General features: G+C 61.7%; 17 protein-coding genes, 1 tRNA gene and 1 pseudogene. 9 read left to right on the top strand and 10 right to left on the bottom strand.

Translation table 11 applies throughout. The features are described from left to right. Positions 1-46: 46 nt before the first annotated feature. Positions 47-361 carry a DUF1244 domain-containing protein gene (locus AAFO90_RS03770; RefSeq protein WP_065271326.1) on the top strand — a complete coding sequence of 105 codons (315 nt, stop codon included), beginning with the start codon at positions 47-49 and terminating at the stop codon, positions 359-361. Between the two features lie 121 nt (positions 362-482). Further along, positions 483-1,280, top strand: a complete 798-nt coding sequence (locus tag AAFO90_RS03765) for a class III extradiol ring-cleavage dioxygenase (RefSeq protein WP_347508550.1) — start codon at positions 483-485, stop codon at positions 1,278-1,280. A gap of 79 nt (positions 1,281-1,359) precedes the next feature. Here AAFO90_RS03765 and AAFO90_RS03760 read toward each other — a convergent pair whose 3' ends face one another. The 3 genes from AAFO90_RS03760 to dgcN form a co-directional block, all read right to left on the bottom strand. Then, complete coding sequence (locus tag AAFO90_RS03760; RefSeq protein WP_065271328.1) at positions 1,360-2,223, bottom strand: D-amino-acid transaminase; 864 nt, start codon at positions 2,221-2,223, stop codon at positions 1,360-1,362. A gap of 10 nt (positions 2,224-2,233) precedes the next feature. Continuing rightward, positions 2,234-3,199, bottom strand: a complete 966-nt coding sequence (gene dgcA / locus AAFO90_RS03755) for an N-acetyl-D-Glu racemase DgcA (protein ID WP_065271329.1) — start codon at positions 3,197-3,199, stop codon at positions 2,234-2,236. A gap of 114 nt (positions 3,200-3,313) precedes the next feature. Next, complete coding sequence (dgcN, locus tag AAFO90_RS03750) at positions 3,314-4,315, bottom strand: N-acetyltransferase DgcN (RefSeq protein ID WP_274839897.1); 1,002 nt, start codon at positions 4,313-4,315, stop codon at positions 3,314-3,316. A gap of 305 nt (positions 4,316-4,620) precedes the next feature. Here dgcN and AAFO90_RS03745 point away from each other — a divergent pair, with 305 nt between their 5' ends. The 3 genes from AAFO90_RS03745 (at position 4,621) to AAFO90_RS03735 (ending at position 6,854) form a co-directional block, all read left to right on the top strand. Then, positions 4,621-5,580 (top strand): L-malyl-CoA/beta-methylmalyl-CoA lyase, encoded by a 960-nt coding sequence (locus tag AAFO90_RS03745; RefSeq protein WP_065271331.1) that lies wholly within the window; start codon positions 4,621-4,623, stop codon positions 5,578-5,580. Between the two features lie 169 nt (positions 5,581-5,749). Next, positions 5,750-6,169 carry a Spy/CpxP family protein refolding chaperone gene (locus tag AAFO90_RS03740; protein ID WP_347508549.1) on the top strand — a complete coding sequence of 140 codons (420 nt, stop codon included), beginning with the start codon at positions 5,750-5,752 and terminating at the stop codon, positions 6,167-6,169. A gap of 79 nt (positions 6,170-6,248) precedes the next feature. After that, complete coding sequence (locus AAFO90_RS03735; RefSeq protein ID WP_347508548.1) at positions 6,249-6,854, top strand: hypothetical protein; 606 nt, start codon at positions 6,249-6,251, stop codon at positions 6,852-6,854. Here the strand turns inward: AAFO90_RS03735 and AAFO90_RS03730 are convergent. Continuing rightward, positions 6,851-7,303 (bottom strand): Lrp/AsnC family transcriptional regulator, encoded by a 453-nt coding sequence (locus tag AAFO90_RS03730; RefSeq protein WP_065271334.1) that lies wholly within the window; start codon positions 7,301-7,303, stop codon positions 6,851-6,853. The genes AAFO90_RS03735 and AAFO90_RS03730 overlap by 4 nt on opposite strands. Positions 7,304-7,375: 72 nt before the next feature. On the opposite strand from AAFO90_RS03730, the gene AAFO90_RS03725 reads away from it, so the two are divergent. Continuing rightward, positions 7,376-7,972 carry a LysE family translocator gene (locus tag AAFO90_RS03725; RefSeq protein ID WP_347508547.1) on the top strand — a complete coding sequence of 199 codons (597 nt, stop codon included), beginning with the start codon at positions 7,376-7,378 and terminating at the stop codon, positions 7,970-7,972. A gap of 126 nt (positions 7,973-8,098) precedes the next feature. Next, positions 8,099-9,061 carry an acetyl-CoA carboxylase carboxyltransferase subunit alpha gene (locus AAFO90_RS03720; RefSeq protein ID WP_274829753.1) on the top strand — a complete coding sequence of 321 codons (963 nt, stop codon included), beginning with the start codon at positions 8,099-8,101 and terminating at the stop codon, positions 9,059-9,061. A gap of 134 nt (positions 9,062-9,195) precedes the next feature. On the opposite strand, the gene AAFO90_RS03715 is transcribed toward AAFO90_RS03720, so the two are convergent. Beyond that, the gene (locus AAFO90_RS03715; protein WP_274829754.1) at positions 9,196-9,849 is read right to left on the bottom strand and encodes a GntR family transcriptional regulator; all 654 of its coding nucleotides are present in this window, start codon (positions 9,847-9,849) and stop codon (positions 9,196-9,198) included. Between the two features lie 71 nt (positions 9,850-9,920). Next, positions 9,921-10,607 carry a SprT family zinc-dependent metalloprotease gene (locus tag AAFO90_RS03710; protein ID WP_274829755.1) on the bottom strand — a complete coding sequence of 229 codons (687 nt, stop codon included), beginning with the start codon at positions 10,605-10,607 and terminating at the stop codon, positions 9,921-9,923. Between the two features lie 99 nt (positions 10,608-10,706). Here AAFO90_RS03710 and AAFO90_RS03705 point away from each other — a divergent pair, with 99 nt between their 5' ends. Further along, positions 10,707-11,033, top strand: a complete 327-nt coding sequence (locus tag AAFO90_RS03705; protein WP_065271339.1) for a TIGR02300 family protein — start codon at positions 10,707-10,709, stop codon at positions 11,031-11,033. 195 nt (positions 11,034-11,228) lie between these two features. After that, a tRNA-Ala gene (locus tag AAFO90_RS03700) sits at positions 11,229-11,304 on the top strand. A gap of 89 nt (positions 11,305-11,393) precedes the next feature. Here the strand turns inward: AAFO90_RS03700 and AAFO90_RS03695 are convergent. The 4 genes and pseudogenes from AAFO90_RS03695 to AAFO90_RS03680 form a co-directional block, all read right to left on the bottom strand. Further along, a complete protein-coding gene (locus AAFO90_RS03695) occupies positions 11,394-11,738 on the bottom strand; it encodes a hypothetical protein (RefSeq protein WP_347508546.1) in 345 nt (114 codons plus the stop codon). 78 nt (positions 11,739-11,816) lie between these two features. Beyond that, entirely contained in the window at positions 11,817-13,145 is a 1,329-nt protein-coding gene (locus tag AAFO90_RS03690) for an aspartate aminotransferase family protein (protein ID WP_347508545.1), read from the bottom strand. A gap of 2 nt (positions 13,146-13,147) precedes the next feature. Continuing rightward, the gene (locus AAFO90_RS03685; RefSeq protein WP_347508617.1) at positions 13,148-13,570 is read right to left on the bottom strand and encodes a 3-keto-5-aminohexanoate cleavage protein; all 423 of its coding nucleotides are present in this window, start codon (positions 13,568-13,570) and stop codon (positions 13,148-13,150) included. Continuing rightward, positions 13,571-13,660: pseudogene (locus AAFO90_RS03680) on the bottom strand (IS5/IS1182 family transposase); the annotation flags it as partial. It lies immediately after the preceding gene.

Raw genomic sequence — 13,660 nt, 5'->3', positions numbered from 1 at the left:
GTGGCACCCACATATTACCGAACGCAAGACAACCGGGAGGATCCCCATGGACCAGCAAACCGAGATCGAACTTCAGGCCGCCGCATTCCGCCGCCTGCAAAAGCATCTGATGGAAGACCGCACCGATGTGCAGAACATCGACCTGATGAACATGGCCGGGTTCTGCCGCAACTGCCTCAGCCGCTGGTATCAGGAAGCAGCAAACGAACGCGGCATCGAGATGGACAAGAATGAAGCCCGCGAAATCTACTATGGCATGACCATGGATGAGTGGAAGTCCAAGTACCAGACCGAGGCCAGCCCGGAAAAACAGGCCGAGTTCGAAGTCGCCTTCAAGGAAAACGTCACAGACAAGGCCTGATCCCTGGCGGATTGCACCCCCTGTCGCCATCGGCGCACAGGGGGTGTTCGCCACTGGGGATAACCACGGCGGCCCGGATCCCTTAACATCTGAACCAACAGTATGTGTGATGGAGGTTCGGATGCGTTCAAGGATGCCAAGCTATTTCATTTCCCACGGCGGCGGACCGTGGCCCTGGATCCCGAACATGCGGGAGGCGCTGGCACCGCTGGCAGATGCGCTTGCCCGTATGCCGCAGGAAATCGGGCGCCGTCCCGCGGCGGTTCTGATGATTTCCGGCCACTGGGAAAAGGACACATTTGCAGTGATGAGTGCTGCAAAACCGCCGATGGTCTATGACTATTACAACTTCCCGCCAGAGACCTACGAAATCCAATACCCGGCGCCCGGCGCGCCAGAACTGGCCCAGCACACTGCGGATCTGATCGCAGCGGCGGGATTGCCGGTCTCGATGGACGCAGAACAGGGATACGACCACGGCACCTTCGTGCCCATGGCCCTGATGTACCCGGAGGCCGATGTGCCGCTATTTCAGGTCTCCATGCGCCATGGCTACAGTCCAGAAGAGCATTTCGCCCTTGGCCGCGCGCTTGCTCCCCTGCGTGACGAGGACGTGCTGATCGTTGGCTCCGGTCTCAGCTACCACAATCTGCGGGAATTCGGCCCCCGGGCAAAGGTGCCCTCGGAAGAGTTCGACACATGGCTGAATGCGGCGTTGCAACAGCCAGCCGCCGCGCGGACCGAGGCACTGCTCAACTGGGAACAGGCCCCCTATGCCCGCGCCTGCCACGCGCAGGAGGATCACCTTGTGCCGCTCTTCGCAGCCCTTGGCGCGGCCGAGGAAGAACCGGCAACTCAGGTCTACCACCAGAAGGACATCTTTGGCGGCGTCACAGCCTCCAGCTTCCGGTTTGGATAAGACCTCGTGCCTCACCTGTAACGAAAAAGGCCGCTCCTGACGGGGCGGCCTTTCTCGTGAACAAGCGGGGAAGCAGCGCTTAGATTGCGGCCTTCACCGATTCATCCAGATAGATCTCGCGCAGACGCTTGGCGATCGGGCCCGGCGTGCCGTCACCCAGCGCGGTGCCATCAATCTCCACGACCGGCATCACGAATGCGCTGGCAGAGGTGGTAAAGGCCTCATCCGCCTCTTTCGCCTCATCGATGGTAAAGAGACGCTCTTCGATTTTCAGCTGCGCTTCTTCTGCCATGCGCAACACGGCCTTGCGGGTGATGCCGTGCAGGATGTCATTGGACAGCGGGCGGGTGACGATCACGCCATCCTTGACGAAATAGGCGTTGTTCGAAGTGCCCTCGGTCACGTAGCCGTCTTCGACCATCCAGGCGTCATCGGCTCCGGCCTTCTTGGCCATCATCTTGCCCATTGACGGGTACAGCAGCTGCACCGTCTTGATGTCGCGGCGGCCCCAGCGGATGTCCTCGATCGAGATGATCTTGGCACCCTTCTTGGCGGCGGGGCTGTCGGCCAGACCCGGCTTGTTCTGGGTGAACAGCACAATCGACGGTTTGGTGGTCTCGGGATCGGGGAAGACGAAATCGCGGTCGCCATCGGACCCGCGGGTGACCTGAAGATAAACCAGCCCTTCGTCGATGCCGTTCAGCTCCACCAGCTTGCGGTGGATCTCCAGCAGTTCGTCCTTGGTGCAAGGTTCCTGCATGTCCAGCTCATCCAGCGAGCGTTTCAGGCGCACCGCGTGGCCTTCGAAATCAATCAGCTTGCCGCCCAGAACCGAGGTCACCTCGTATACCGCATCGGCCATCAAGAATCCGCGGTCGAAGATCGAGACCTTCGCTTCGTCTTCCGGCAGGTATTCGCCATTCACATAAACAGTACGGGTCATTGTCATCTCCTCAGCCCCAGAGTTCTGCCTTGGGCGGATGCACACCGGCAGCATCGTATTCCATTGTCGTTTCGCGGTCTTCGGACAGAAGCAGCGGCCCGTCAAGGTCCGTCACCATCGCCCCCTGCGCCAGCAGCACCGCAGGCGCCATCGCCAGCGACGAGCCCATCATGCAGCCAACCATCACGCGGTAACCTTCGGCCAGCGCCGCTTCGCGCAGTTTCAGCGCCTCGGTCAACCCGCCGGTCTTGTCCAGCTTGATGTTGACCACATCGTATTTGCCCTTGAGTTTCGGCAGGCTGGCGCGGTCATGGCAGCTTTCGTCCGCGCACACCGGCACCGGGCGCTCCATGCCAATAAGCGCGTCATCTTCACCGGCGGGCAAGGGCTGTTCGACCAGCGACACGCCCAGACGCACCAGATGCGGTGCAAGCTCGGCATAGACCTCGGCGCTCCAGCCTTCGTTGGCGTCGATAATGATATCCGAGTCCGGTGCCCCGGCGCGCACGGCTTCCAGTCGCGGCATGTCATCGGCGGTGCCCAGCTTGATCTTCAAAAGCGGGCGATGAGCATTCTCGGCGGCCTGCTCCTGCATCACCTCGGGCGTGTCGAGCGACAGGGTATAGGCGGTAATTTCGGGGCCGGGTTTCGGCAGACCGGCCAGTTCCCAGACCCGTTTGCCCGCCAGTTTCGCCTCAAGATCCCAAAGCGCGCAATCCACCGCGTTGCGAGCCGCACCGGCAGGCAGCAGGTCCTGCAGTTCTTCGCGGGTAAAGCTGTCGGGCAGGCCGGTAATTTCGGCGGTCACGCTGTCCAGCGTTTCATCATAGCGGGCATAAGGCACACATTCGCCCCACCCCACAGCCCCGTCCTTTTCGATCCTGACGGTCAGCACCTTCGCCTCGGTCCGCGAGCCGCGGGAGATGGTAAAGGCCCGCGCCAGTTTGAATACATCCGGCGTCACGGTGACTTTCATGTTCGATCCTTTCGGGGTCTTTGTTCGGCTTCTGGGAATGGGTAGGGCCGGACTCCACAGACGCCTGAATTCACATAAAAAGGGCGCCTGCTGCCAGACGCCCCCTTATAACAATCAGATTGCGGCGAGCGCGTCTACCAAGCGGTCGGCGCCATGACGGTAAGGATCCACCGCGGGGAGCCCCATGCGCTTTTCCACTTCCTCAAGGTAGGCAACCGCCTCTTCCTCGTTCAGGTGCTGAGTGTTCACCGAGATACCGACAACCTGACAATCCGGGTTGCCCTTGCGCGCCAGCGGCAGCGCGGTATCGCGCAGCTCTTCGAGGCTGGGCAGGGAATAGCCCGGCAGACCGCGCATATGTTCACGGGTCGGCTCGTGGCACAGGATCAGCGCATCGGGCTGACCGCCATGCACCAGCGCCATGGTCACACCGGAATAGGAAATGTGGAACAGGGAGCCCTGCCCTTCAATCATGTCCCAGTGGTCTTCATCGTTGTCCGGGGTCAGATATTCGATGGAACCCGCCATGAAGTCGGCAATCACAGCGTCCAGCGGCACACCGTGGCCAGTGATCAGAATGCCGGTCTGGCCGGTGGCGCGGAAGGTGGATTTCATACCGCGTTTTTGCATCTCGGCGTCCATCGCCAACGCAGTGTACATCTTGCCCACCGAGCAGTCGGTGCCAACGGCAAGACAGCGCTTGCCTTTGCGCTTCACGCCATTTGCAATCGGGTAGCCGACCGAAGGCACACGCACGTCATGCAGTGTGCCGCCGTGAGTTTGGGCAGCAGCGACCAGATCGCCTTCGTCGCGCAGCAGGTTGTGTAGGCCGGACGCGATGTCATAACCCATTTCAAGCGCCTTGATCAGCACTTCCTTCCAGGCGGGGGAGATGATCCCGCCGCGGTTGGCGACACCAATCACCAGCGTCTTTGCACCGGCGGCCTTGGCCTCTTCGAGCGACATTTCGGTCAGTCCCAGATCGGCGCCGCAGCCCGGCAGAGAGATCTGCCCGACCGCGTGGTCCGGGCGCCAGTCGCGGATGCCGATGGCAACCTTTGCCGCAAGCATATCGGGCGCATCGCCCAGGAACAGCAGATAGGGTGTCTCGATCATCTCGGGGCCTCCGTTAAACGTGATTCACCGCGAACGATAATCGAGCCGCCTTGCGAAGCGGTCCCATTTTTGCATTTGCAGGAAAGGCATGATCGAAGTTTCTTCTACAAAAATACATTTTCATCGAAGAAAATTCCGGCAATGGCGCATTACTCGCTCACTATTATGCGGCAACACGGGAATTTATTGCGGTTGCAGCATAGTTGATGCTGCGACTGCAAAGTCCCTCTTGCATGGGGTTGCGCAATTTCATACCACAATGACCAGTCAAATCGTAATTTCCTTTCCCAGCAAGGAGCACCCTCATGAGCTTCCGCATCCAGCCCGCCGCCCCGGCCCGTCCCAACCGCTGCCAGTTGTTCGGCCCCGGCTCCAACACCAAACTCTTTGCCAAGATGGCCGCCTCGGCTGCGGATGTGATCAATCTGGATCTGGAAGATTCCGTTGCTCCCACCGACAAGGACATTGCCCGCGCCAATGTCATCGAGGCGCTGAACACCGTGGACTGGGGCAACAAATACATGTCTGTCCGCATCAACGGTCTGGACACGCCCTATTGGTACCGCGACGTGGTCGATCTGCTGGAACAGGCCGGCGACCGTCTGGACCAGATCATGATCCCCAAGGTCGGCTGCGCCGCCGATGTCTATGCCGTCGATGCGCTGGTCACCGCCATCGAGAACGCCAAGGGCCGTACCAAACCGATTTCCTTTGAGGTGATCATCGAATCCGCTGCGGGCATCGCACATGTGGAAGAGATCGCTGCCTCCTCTCCGCGCCTGCAGGCGATGAGCCTTGGCGCCGCCGACTTCGCCGCCTCCATGGGCATGCAGACCACCGGCATCGGTGGCACTCAGGAAAACTACTACATGCTGCATGGCGACACGCGGCACTATTCCGATCCGTGGCACTGGGCCCAGACCGCCATCGTCGCCGCTTGCCGCACCCATGGCGTTCTTCCGGTCGATGGTCCCTTCGGTGATTTCTCGGATGACGACGGCTATATCGCACAGGCCAAACGCTCGGCCACGCTGGGCATGGTCGGCAAATGGGCCATCCATCCGAAACAGATCGCCCTGGCAAACGAGGTCTTCACCCCCTCGGAAGAAGCCGTCGCCGAAGCGCGAGAGATCCTGGCCGCCATGGAACAGGCCAAGGCCAACGGCGAAGGCGCCACAGTATACAAGGGCCGCCTGGTCGACATCGCTTCGATTAAACAGGCCGAAGTGATCGTCGCACAGTCAGAGCTGATCGCAAAAGGCTGACCTTTGAACGCAGCTGACCATGGGGCGTCCGGCATGCGGGCGCCCCATTTTTATTCCGCATTCGCCAAACACATTCAATTTTTTTGATGCATATCAACTCAAGAACCCTCCAGTGCTGGAATGTTGCCGCAGAACGAAACCGACAGAATCGGCAACCACTGGTGACGACATGAAAAAAGCCCTTCTTTCCGCAGCACTTGTTCTGGCAACTGCGACCGCCCTCCCCGCCCAGCAAGGCAAGAACCGGAGCGAGCTCTCCGCGCCCATCGTGCGCCTGACGCCGCTGATCAAACAGAATGCCGATGCGCTTGGCCTGACGGCAGAGCAACGCGCCGATCTGCAGAACTGGCTGGCAACCAGTCCAGCCAAGCGCAAGGCGCTGGAAGCAGAAGCGATCTCCGCCCGCGCCGCCCTGCGCACCGCTATTCTGGACGGTGCGCCGACAGAGGAGCGCGCCAGCCTTGCAGCCAAGGTCGGGGAGTATGAGGTCAAGCTGGTGACCATGCGCTCCAACTGCGCGGACCACTGGCGCACGGTTCTGACCCCGGAGCAGTTCGCGCAGCTCGTGGCCATGGCGCAGAAACAATAATCCCAGATCATTCTTTGGGTCGGCCCCGTTGCCTTTGGCGCCCTATTCCGCGACAAATTGACAGAAACGCGGGGCCGACATGACAGATCTGACCTTATTCCACACGGCCGACGTGCATGTGGCGACATTCGATGCCCTGGCACCCGAGGCCGATCTGACGCATGTGGTGCGTACCGACTGGCTTGAACGGGCCCAGACCGGCGTCGATGCCGCTCTCCGTCGGGAAATTGCCGAAGCGATCCGCGCGACAGAGGGGCCCTCCTTGTGCACCTGCACCACCATCGGCGCAGTGGCTGAAGAAGCAGGCGCCACGCGAATTGACTGGCCGATGATGCAACAGGCCGCGGGCACCGGTGGCCCGGCGATGCTGGTCTATTGTCTGGACAGCACCCGCCTTCCCTCCACCGCCCTGCTGGAACGCGCCTTCACGGAACAGGGCCGCGCGCTCGACATCCGCGCCCTGCCCCTGCCCGGCCTCTGGCACCATTTCACCAATGGGGACACCGAGGAGTTCCACAAACAAGTCGCCGCTTGGGTGGGCACAAGCCTTGCGCTCACATCTGGCACCGCTTGCGTGGTTCTCGCGCAAGCCTCGATGGCGGGCGCGGCCGCGCTGATCGACAGCGATGTACCGGTGCTGACCTCGCCCGAGACCGCCATGGCCGCCCTTCTGGGACAGGGTTAGGCGCGCATATCCTTGGGCGACCCCATGACCACATAGGTTGTGATCCCCGTGACATAGGGCGAGGTGCCCAGAATATCGGTGTGAAACCGTTTGTAGCTGGGCAGATCCGCGCATTCGACCCGCAACAGATATTCGATGGTGCCGGTGATATTGTGGCATTCCACCACTTCGGGCGCGGCCTGCATGGCGCGCTCAAACGCCTCTTGCGCCTCCTTCGTGTGTTCGCCCAGGCCGACACCGATATAGGTGACAAAGCCCACCCCCATCGCCTCGCGGTTCAGCACCGCCTTGTAGCCGGTGATGACTCCGGCGCGCTCCAGATCCTGCACCCGGCGCAAACAAGCCGAGGGCGACAGGCCCACACGCTCAGCCAGCTCCAGGTTGCTGATCCGCCCGTCGCGGGACAGTTCCTGCAATATCTGCTGATTTATGCGATCATTTTTAGCCATTGGTTGCAATTTTACGCAGCTGACGCACAAAAACGCAATTTCATTCGGGCATTGACGCGTCAAATTCTCGCCATGACATACGATCTTCTCCTCGCGCTTACGCTCTTCGCCTTTGTCTCGTCGATCACGCCGGGACCGAACAACCTGATGCTGATGGCCTCGGGCGCCAATTTCGGCTTTCGCCGCACCATCCCGCATATGCTGGGGGTGGCGTTGGGGTTCGTCTTCATGGTCGTTCTGGTCGGCGCCGGTCTGGTTGGGATCTTCGAAGCCTTCCCAGTCAGCTATACCGTGCTGAAGGTCGCCTCTGTGGCCTATCTTCTGTATCTGGCCTGGAAGATCGCCAACGCAGGACCTGCAGGAACCGGCGAAGGCAAGGGCAACCCGATGACCTTCCTGCAGGCCGCCGCCTTTCAATGGGTCAACCCAAAAGCCTGGGCGATGGCCCTGACCGCGATCAGCGTTTACGCCCCGGATCAGACCCTTTGGGCGATCCTTCTGGTGGCGGCGCTGTTTGGGGCGGTCAACCTGCCCTCGGTCAGCTCCTGGACCCTGCTGGGGCAGCAAATGGCGCGGGTGCTGACCAATCCACGCCGCCTGATGCTGTTCAACTGGGCTATGGCAGCGCTGCTGGTCGCATCGCTTTACCCGGTGATCTGGCCCGCGTAACGCCACCGGCCTGCGCCGCCGCGAGCCACCGGGGACAAGACCGATGCGTGTGGCGAGTTGCATCCGGCGCCCGACAAGGCCATATATCGCACAAACCGCGCACCGTAAGGCGCTCAGTGAGGCGACATGACCCAGTATCTGGAATTTGAAAAACCGCTGGCCGAGATCGAAGGCAAAGCAGAAGAACTGCGCGCCCTGGCCCGCACCAACGAAGAGATGGACGTGGCCGATGAGGCCGCCGCGCTGGATGCCAAGGCCGAACAGCTGCTGAAGGATCTCTACAAGGACCTGACGCCTTGGCGCAAATGCCAGGTCGCGCGCCATCCCGAGCGTCCGCATTGCCGCGACTATATCGATGCGCTTTTCACCGAATACACGCCGCTGGCCGGCGACCGGAACTTTGCCGATGATCTGGCGGTCATGGGCGGTCTTGCTCGTTTCAACGATCAGCCGGTGATGGTGATCGGCCACGAAAAGGGCGCCGATACCAAGACCCGCATCGCGCATAACTTTGGCATGGCCCGCCCCGAAGGCTACCGCAAGGCCGTGCGCCTGATGGAGATGGCCGGGCGCTTCGGCCTGCCGGTCATTACGCTGGTGGATACCACCGGCGCCTACCCCGGCAAAGGCGCCGAGGAACGCGGCCAGTCTGAAGCCATCGCCCGTTCCACTGAAATGAGCCTGCAGATCGGCGTGCCGGTGGTGTCTGTCATCATCGGTGAGGGCGGATCGGGCGGCGCCGTCGCCTTTGCCACCGCCAACCGGGTCGCCATGCTGGAACATGCGGTCTATTCGGTGATCAGCCCCGAAGGCTGCGCCTCGATCCTGTGGAAGGATGCCGAGAAGATGCGCGAAGCCGCCGAGGCGCTGCGCCTGACCGCGCAGAACCTTCTGGAACTGGCCGTCATCGACCGGATCATCGCCGAACCGCTGGGCGGTGCCCATCGGGATGCCTCCGGCACCATTGCCTCGGTCGGCGCAGCAATCTCAGCGATGCTGGATGAGCTGAAGGACAAGGACGGCGCTGCCCTGATCAAGGACCGCCGCCAGAAATTCCTCGATATCGGCTCCAAGGGCCTCGCGGCCTGATGTGACCTGACCGCGGCGCCGCTGCCAGCGGCGCCCGGCCCAACGGGCCGCGGAGTTTCGCAGAAACACCAAGGCCAGGCGGGAGCGCCCCTCCCGACCATTCGCAATCACACCTCGATTGGTTTTCCGGCGCCCTAGCCCGCCAGCAGGCGCAGACCCTGCGTCACATCCGACCGCACCGCCAGCCGCAATCCCGGCTCATCCCCTGCCTTCAATGCCGCGATGATCAGCTTGTGATTATGCGGCGGTTCGGTCCGGCGAAGACGGCCATAAAGCGCCCGCATGGTCGGCCCCAGCTGCAACCAAACCGTTTCCGCCATCGCCAGCATCGCAGGCGCCTGCGCCCGCAGGTACAGCGTGCGGTGAAATTCCAGATTGGCGCGGATGTATCCCACCGCATCGCGTTTCGACACCATTTCGGCCACGGTGACATTGATCGCCTGCAGCCTGTCGATCAGCGCCATATGAGCCCGGGGCAGCGCCCGGCTCGACAATTCCACCTCCAGCAGCGACCGCAGCGCTGCAAGCTCCTCGATCCGTTCGTTGCTCAGCTCGGGTGTCGACACCCGCCCCGAGGAGGACAGGAACAAGGCCCCCTCGGCCACCAGGCGGCGCACCGATTCCCGGGCCGGGGTCATGGAAACATCGAACTCACGTCCAATCCCGCGCAAGGTCAGCGCCTCACCGGGCGCGATCTCTCCGTGCATGATACGCGTGCGCAGCGCCCGGTAGACGCGATCATGGGCTGAAGATAGCCCGTCGGATGTGGAGCGGGTAGACAAGGTCATGGCCTGTTGTGATCACAAATAGAACCAAGGTCAATGCGCCACGCACGCGCAGCCCTGACGAGCCCGCACTTTCAGTCCGTGAACCGGTAGCGGTGCAACTGGCTGCCATTCTCCCTCAGCCATCTGCGCGGCGCCTCATGATCGCCGAAAAGATCCTGAACCACGGTCCAGAAATCTGCCGAGTGGTTCATTTCCTGCAAATGCGCCACCTCATGCGCCGCCACATAGCGCAGGACCTCTGGCGGGGCGAGGATCAGACGCCAAGAATACATCAGCGCCCCGGCCGAGGAACAGGACCCCCAGCGCGAGCGCGTGTCGCGCAGAACCAGCTTGTGAAACGGACGGCCCAGCTGCGCCGAATAGGCATCTGACGCCGCGGCCAGCCGATCCCGGGCCAATTCCCGCAGGTAGCGTTCCAGCGACCGGGCCGGCCTGTCGCCTGAGACCGCGATCTCATCCCCGGCGACCCGCACGCCCCGCGCCTGCCCGCGCACGACCCGCAAGTCGCGCCCGGCCACCGGCAGCACCGTTCCAAATGTCACCGCGACCTGTCCGGGATGACGCGCCAAATGCCCACGGATCCAATCTTCCTTCTCGGCAGCAAATTCCAGGGCGGCGCGTTCGGGCAGGGATTTCGGCAATGTCAGCGTGACCCGGCCATCGAGCGCCGAAATTCGCAGGCTGATCCGACGCGCACGCGCGGAGCGACGCAGAAGCAGTGGCACCGGAGGGTCCCCCGGCAGATGATGGGCGCTCATCGGCTCTCCCTTGCAGGCAAAGGCTTTGACAGTACCATCCTCATATGGCAAGGCACCTGAATCGTCGATACGACTCACCAGTAAATCAAGGGGATCCACATGCCCAAGGAAGAATGGGGTGTAAAGCGCGTTTGCCCGACCACCGGAAAACGCTTTTATGACCTGAACAAGGACCCGATCGTCAGCCCTTACACGGGCGAGGTCGTTGCCCTCGACACCGGCAAGAGCCGCATGATCGAAGCCGACTCGGAAGACGCTGCGTCGATGAAGGCCAAAGAGAACATGGACGGGGACGACGCAGTTCTGGAAGATGACGAAGACGTCGATCTGGATCTGGGCGATGACGTTCTGGACGATGATGACGATGACGACAACGTCTCGCTCGACGAGATTGCCGACGTTGCATCCGAGGACGACGAGTCCTGATCCAAGGCCCGCGTATGGGCCCGGATGCCGCCAAATGGCGGATTGACCGGGGCGGTTTCGGCCCCGTTTCACCCGGGCCCGGATGGGCCACAAAAAAACTCTGAATGATGGTGCATTTTGCACTTGCAGCCTGCTCCATCGTCCCTTAAACGACCACTCACACCGGATGAGGCAACAGCCAAGCCGGATGTGAATGGGGCCTTAGCTCAGTTGGGAGAGCGCTTGCATGGCATGCAAGAGGTCAGGGGTTCGACTCCCCTAGGCTCCACCATTCACCCTCAGACATCGTAAACTGTTCAGCCTTCTAGGCATGTATTTTGCGAGCCTCCCGCTTTCCACCTATGGGCAAATCAGGGATGCTCAGCCTGCGTCAATCCAAGGCGGTTCAATCCGGTCACCGTTCACCCGCACCTCATCCTGCTCATTGTCGAGCACGACAGGATTGTCGTAGATCTCCAGCGTCGGGCGCACACCAAAGCGCCCCTCCATCCAGTCCGCCCATCCTTCATTGAACCAGGCTTCGGCAGCCTCGCGGGTGTCGAACTCATAGATGCCACCACCGCCTGCTTCGCTGTTGAGGAAATACTTGCGCCTCAAACCCCTGACATTGTGGAAAATCTTCGTCGCCTCAACGGATTGGCGGGTGACCAGCTCCGTATCCCGTTTCGGTCCTTCCAGAGGAATTCTGACGATGGCGATGATCATGACGATGGCCCTCCCCTGCTCGTTCATGGGCACGAGACAAGTCTAAGGCCATCGCCCGTTTCAAGACAATGACCCCTGTCAGCCTTGAGGCAGGGACTGTGTTATCGCCACGTCCAGCTTGTCGACCACCTCGGTGATTTGATCCCCCGAAATGATAAAGGGCGGCGCCAGAAGAATGTGATCGCCGTTGCGGCCATTGCGTGTGCCCGACATCGGATAGCAGATCAGCCCGGCTTCAAAAGCGGCCTTCTTGATCTTCGCGGCCAATCCCAGTGACGGGTCAAAGGGCGTCTTGCTGTCGCGGTCACGGACCAACTCGATGCCCCGGAACAGACCACGCCCGCGAATGTCGCCGACATTGGGATGCTGGCCGAACCGCTCCTGCAGGGCAGATTGCAGGCGATCGCCCATTGCCGCGCAGCGGGTCACCAGATCCCGCTCCAGCATCTGGCTCACCACCGCCAGCCCGGCGGCTGTGGCCACCGGATGGCCGATATAAGTATGCCCGTGTTGGAAAAAGCCGCTGCCACCTTCGATGGCAGCATAGATCTGGCGGGAGCACAGCATCGCCCCGATCGGCTGATAGCCGGCGCCCAGCCCCTTTGCGATACACAGGATGTCGGGCGCGACACCGTCGGCGTCACAGGCAAACAGGTGACCGGTGCGCCCCATGCCGCACATAACCTCATCCAGGATCAGCAGCACGCCATATTTGTCGCAGATCTCGCGGATGCGTTTGAAATAGCCTTCGACCGCAGGTACCGCCCCGGATGTGGCCCCCACTACCGGCTCGGCCATGAAGGCCATCACGGTTTCCGGGCCAAGACGCAGGATCTCCGCCTCCAGTTCATCCGCGGCGCGCTGGCCATAGTCAAAACTGCTCTCGCCCTCGGCCCGGTCCACATATTCATAACAAGGCGCGATATGGGACACGCCGATCAGCAGCGGATCGAATTGCTGCCGCCGCCAGGCATTGCCACCCGCCGCCAAGGCGCCAAGCGTGTTGCCGTGATAGCTTTGCCGCCGGGCAATCAGGTGCCGCCGCTCCGGCTCCCCCTTTTCCAGGAAATACTGTCGTGCTAGCTTGATCGCCGCCTCGGTCGCCTCGGATCCGCCAGAGACAAAATAGACCCGGTCCAAATCGCCCGGCGCATTGGCTATCAGCAGATCGGCGAGCGCCTCGGCCGGTTCCGAGGTCATGAACCCGGTATGGGCAAAAGCCAGCTGTCCCACCTGCTGCTGCACCGCCGCGATGACTGCCGCGTCGGAATGGCCAAGGCAGGACACCGCCGCGCCGCCCGATCCGTCGAAATACCGCTTTCCTGTCGAATCAATCAGATAACAGCCATCGCCCCCCACGGCAGTGGGCAGGTTCGCCTTGGTATGACGGGGAAATACATGAGACATTTTCAGCCCTCCTTGAGGCTGTGACCGGCATCCTGTGCGGCCCTGACCAGCGCCGCTACCGAGGCTGCATTGTCCTGCAGCATCTCGCCCTCCGGCGTTTCAATATTATTCTCAAATCCGATTCGCGCATCCCCTCCGGCAGCAATCGCCGCCAGCAGGCAGGCCCGTTCGTTGCGGCCAAAGGCGCAGGCGGTCCAGTTGAGTTTCAGATCCGCTGCCGCCGACAGAAACCCGGCCAGATCCTCCGGCTGCCCCAGCACCGGCGGTGCGTAGCTTCCGAGGACAAAGATCGCATCGCGCATCGAGGGCCGCACCGTGCCATCGCCGTACCATTCCTTCAGCTGCGCGATACAGGACGACCCATACAGGATATGCTGAACCCGCGTTCCGACCTCAGAGTCTGATTCAAAACTTTTCGAGTGAATTCATTGTCTTGCGAGCATCCGCGTGACGCGGCGGATGTGTGCGATTGTGACCCAAGCTGCCGCGCTGGCGATGGATTTTTCCCAATCCTT

The sequence above is a fragment of the Phaeobacter sp. CAU 1743 genome (assembly GCF_039839315.1).
Classification (GTDB): domain Bacteria; phylum Pseudomonadota; class Alphaproteobacteria; order Rhodobacterales; family Rhodobacteraceae; genus Phycobacter; species Phycobacter gallaeciensis_A.
Note: the sequence above shows the minus strand (reverse complement) of the source record. Positions and strands in the feature narration are given on the sequence as shown.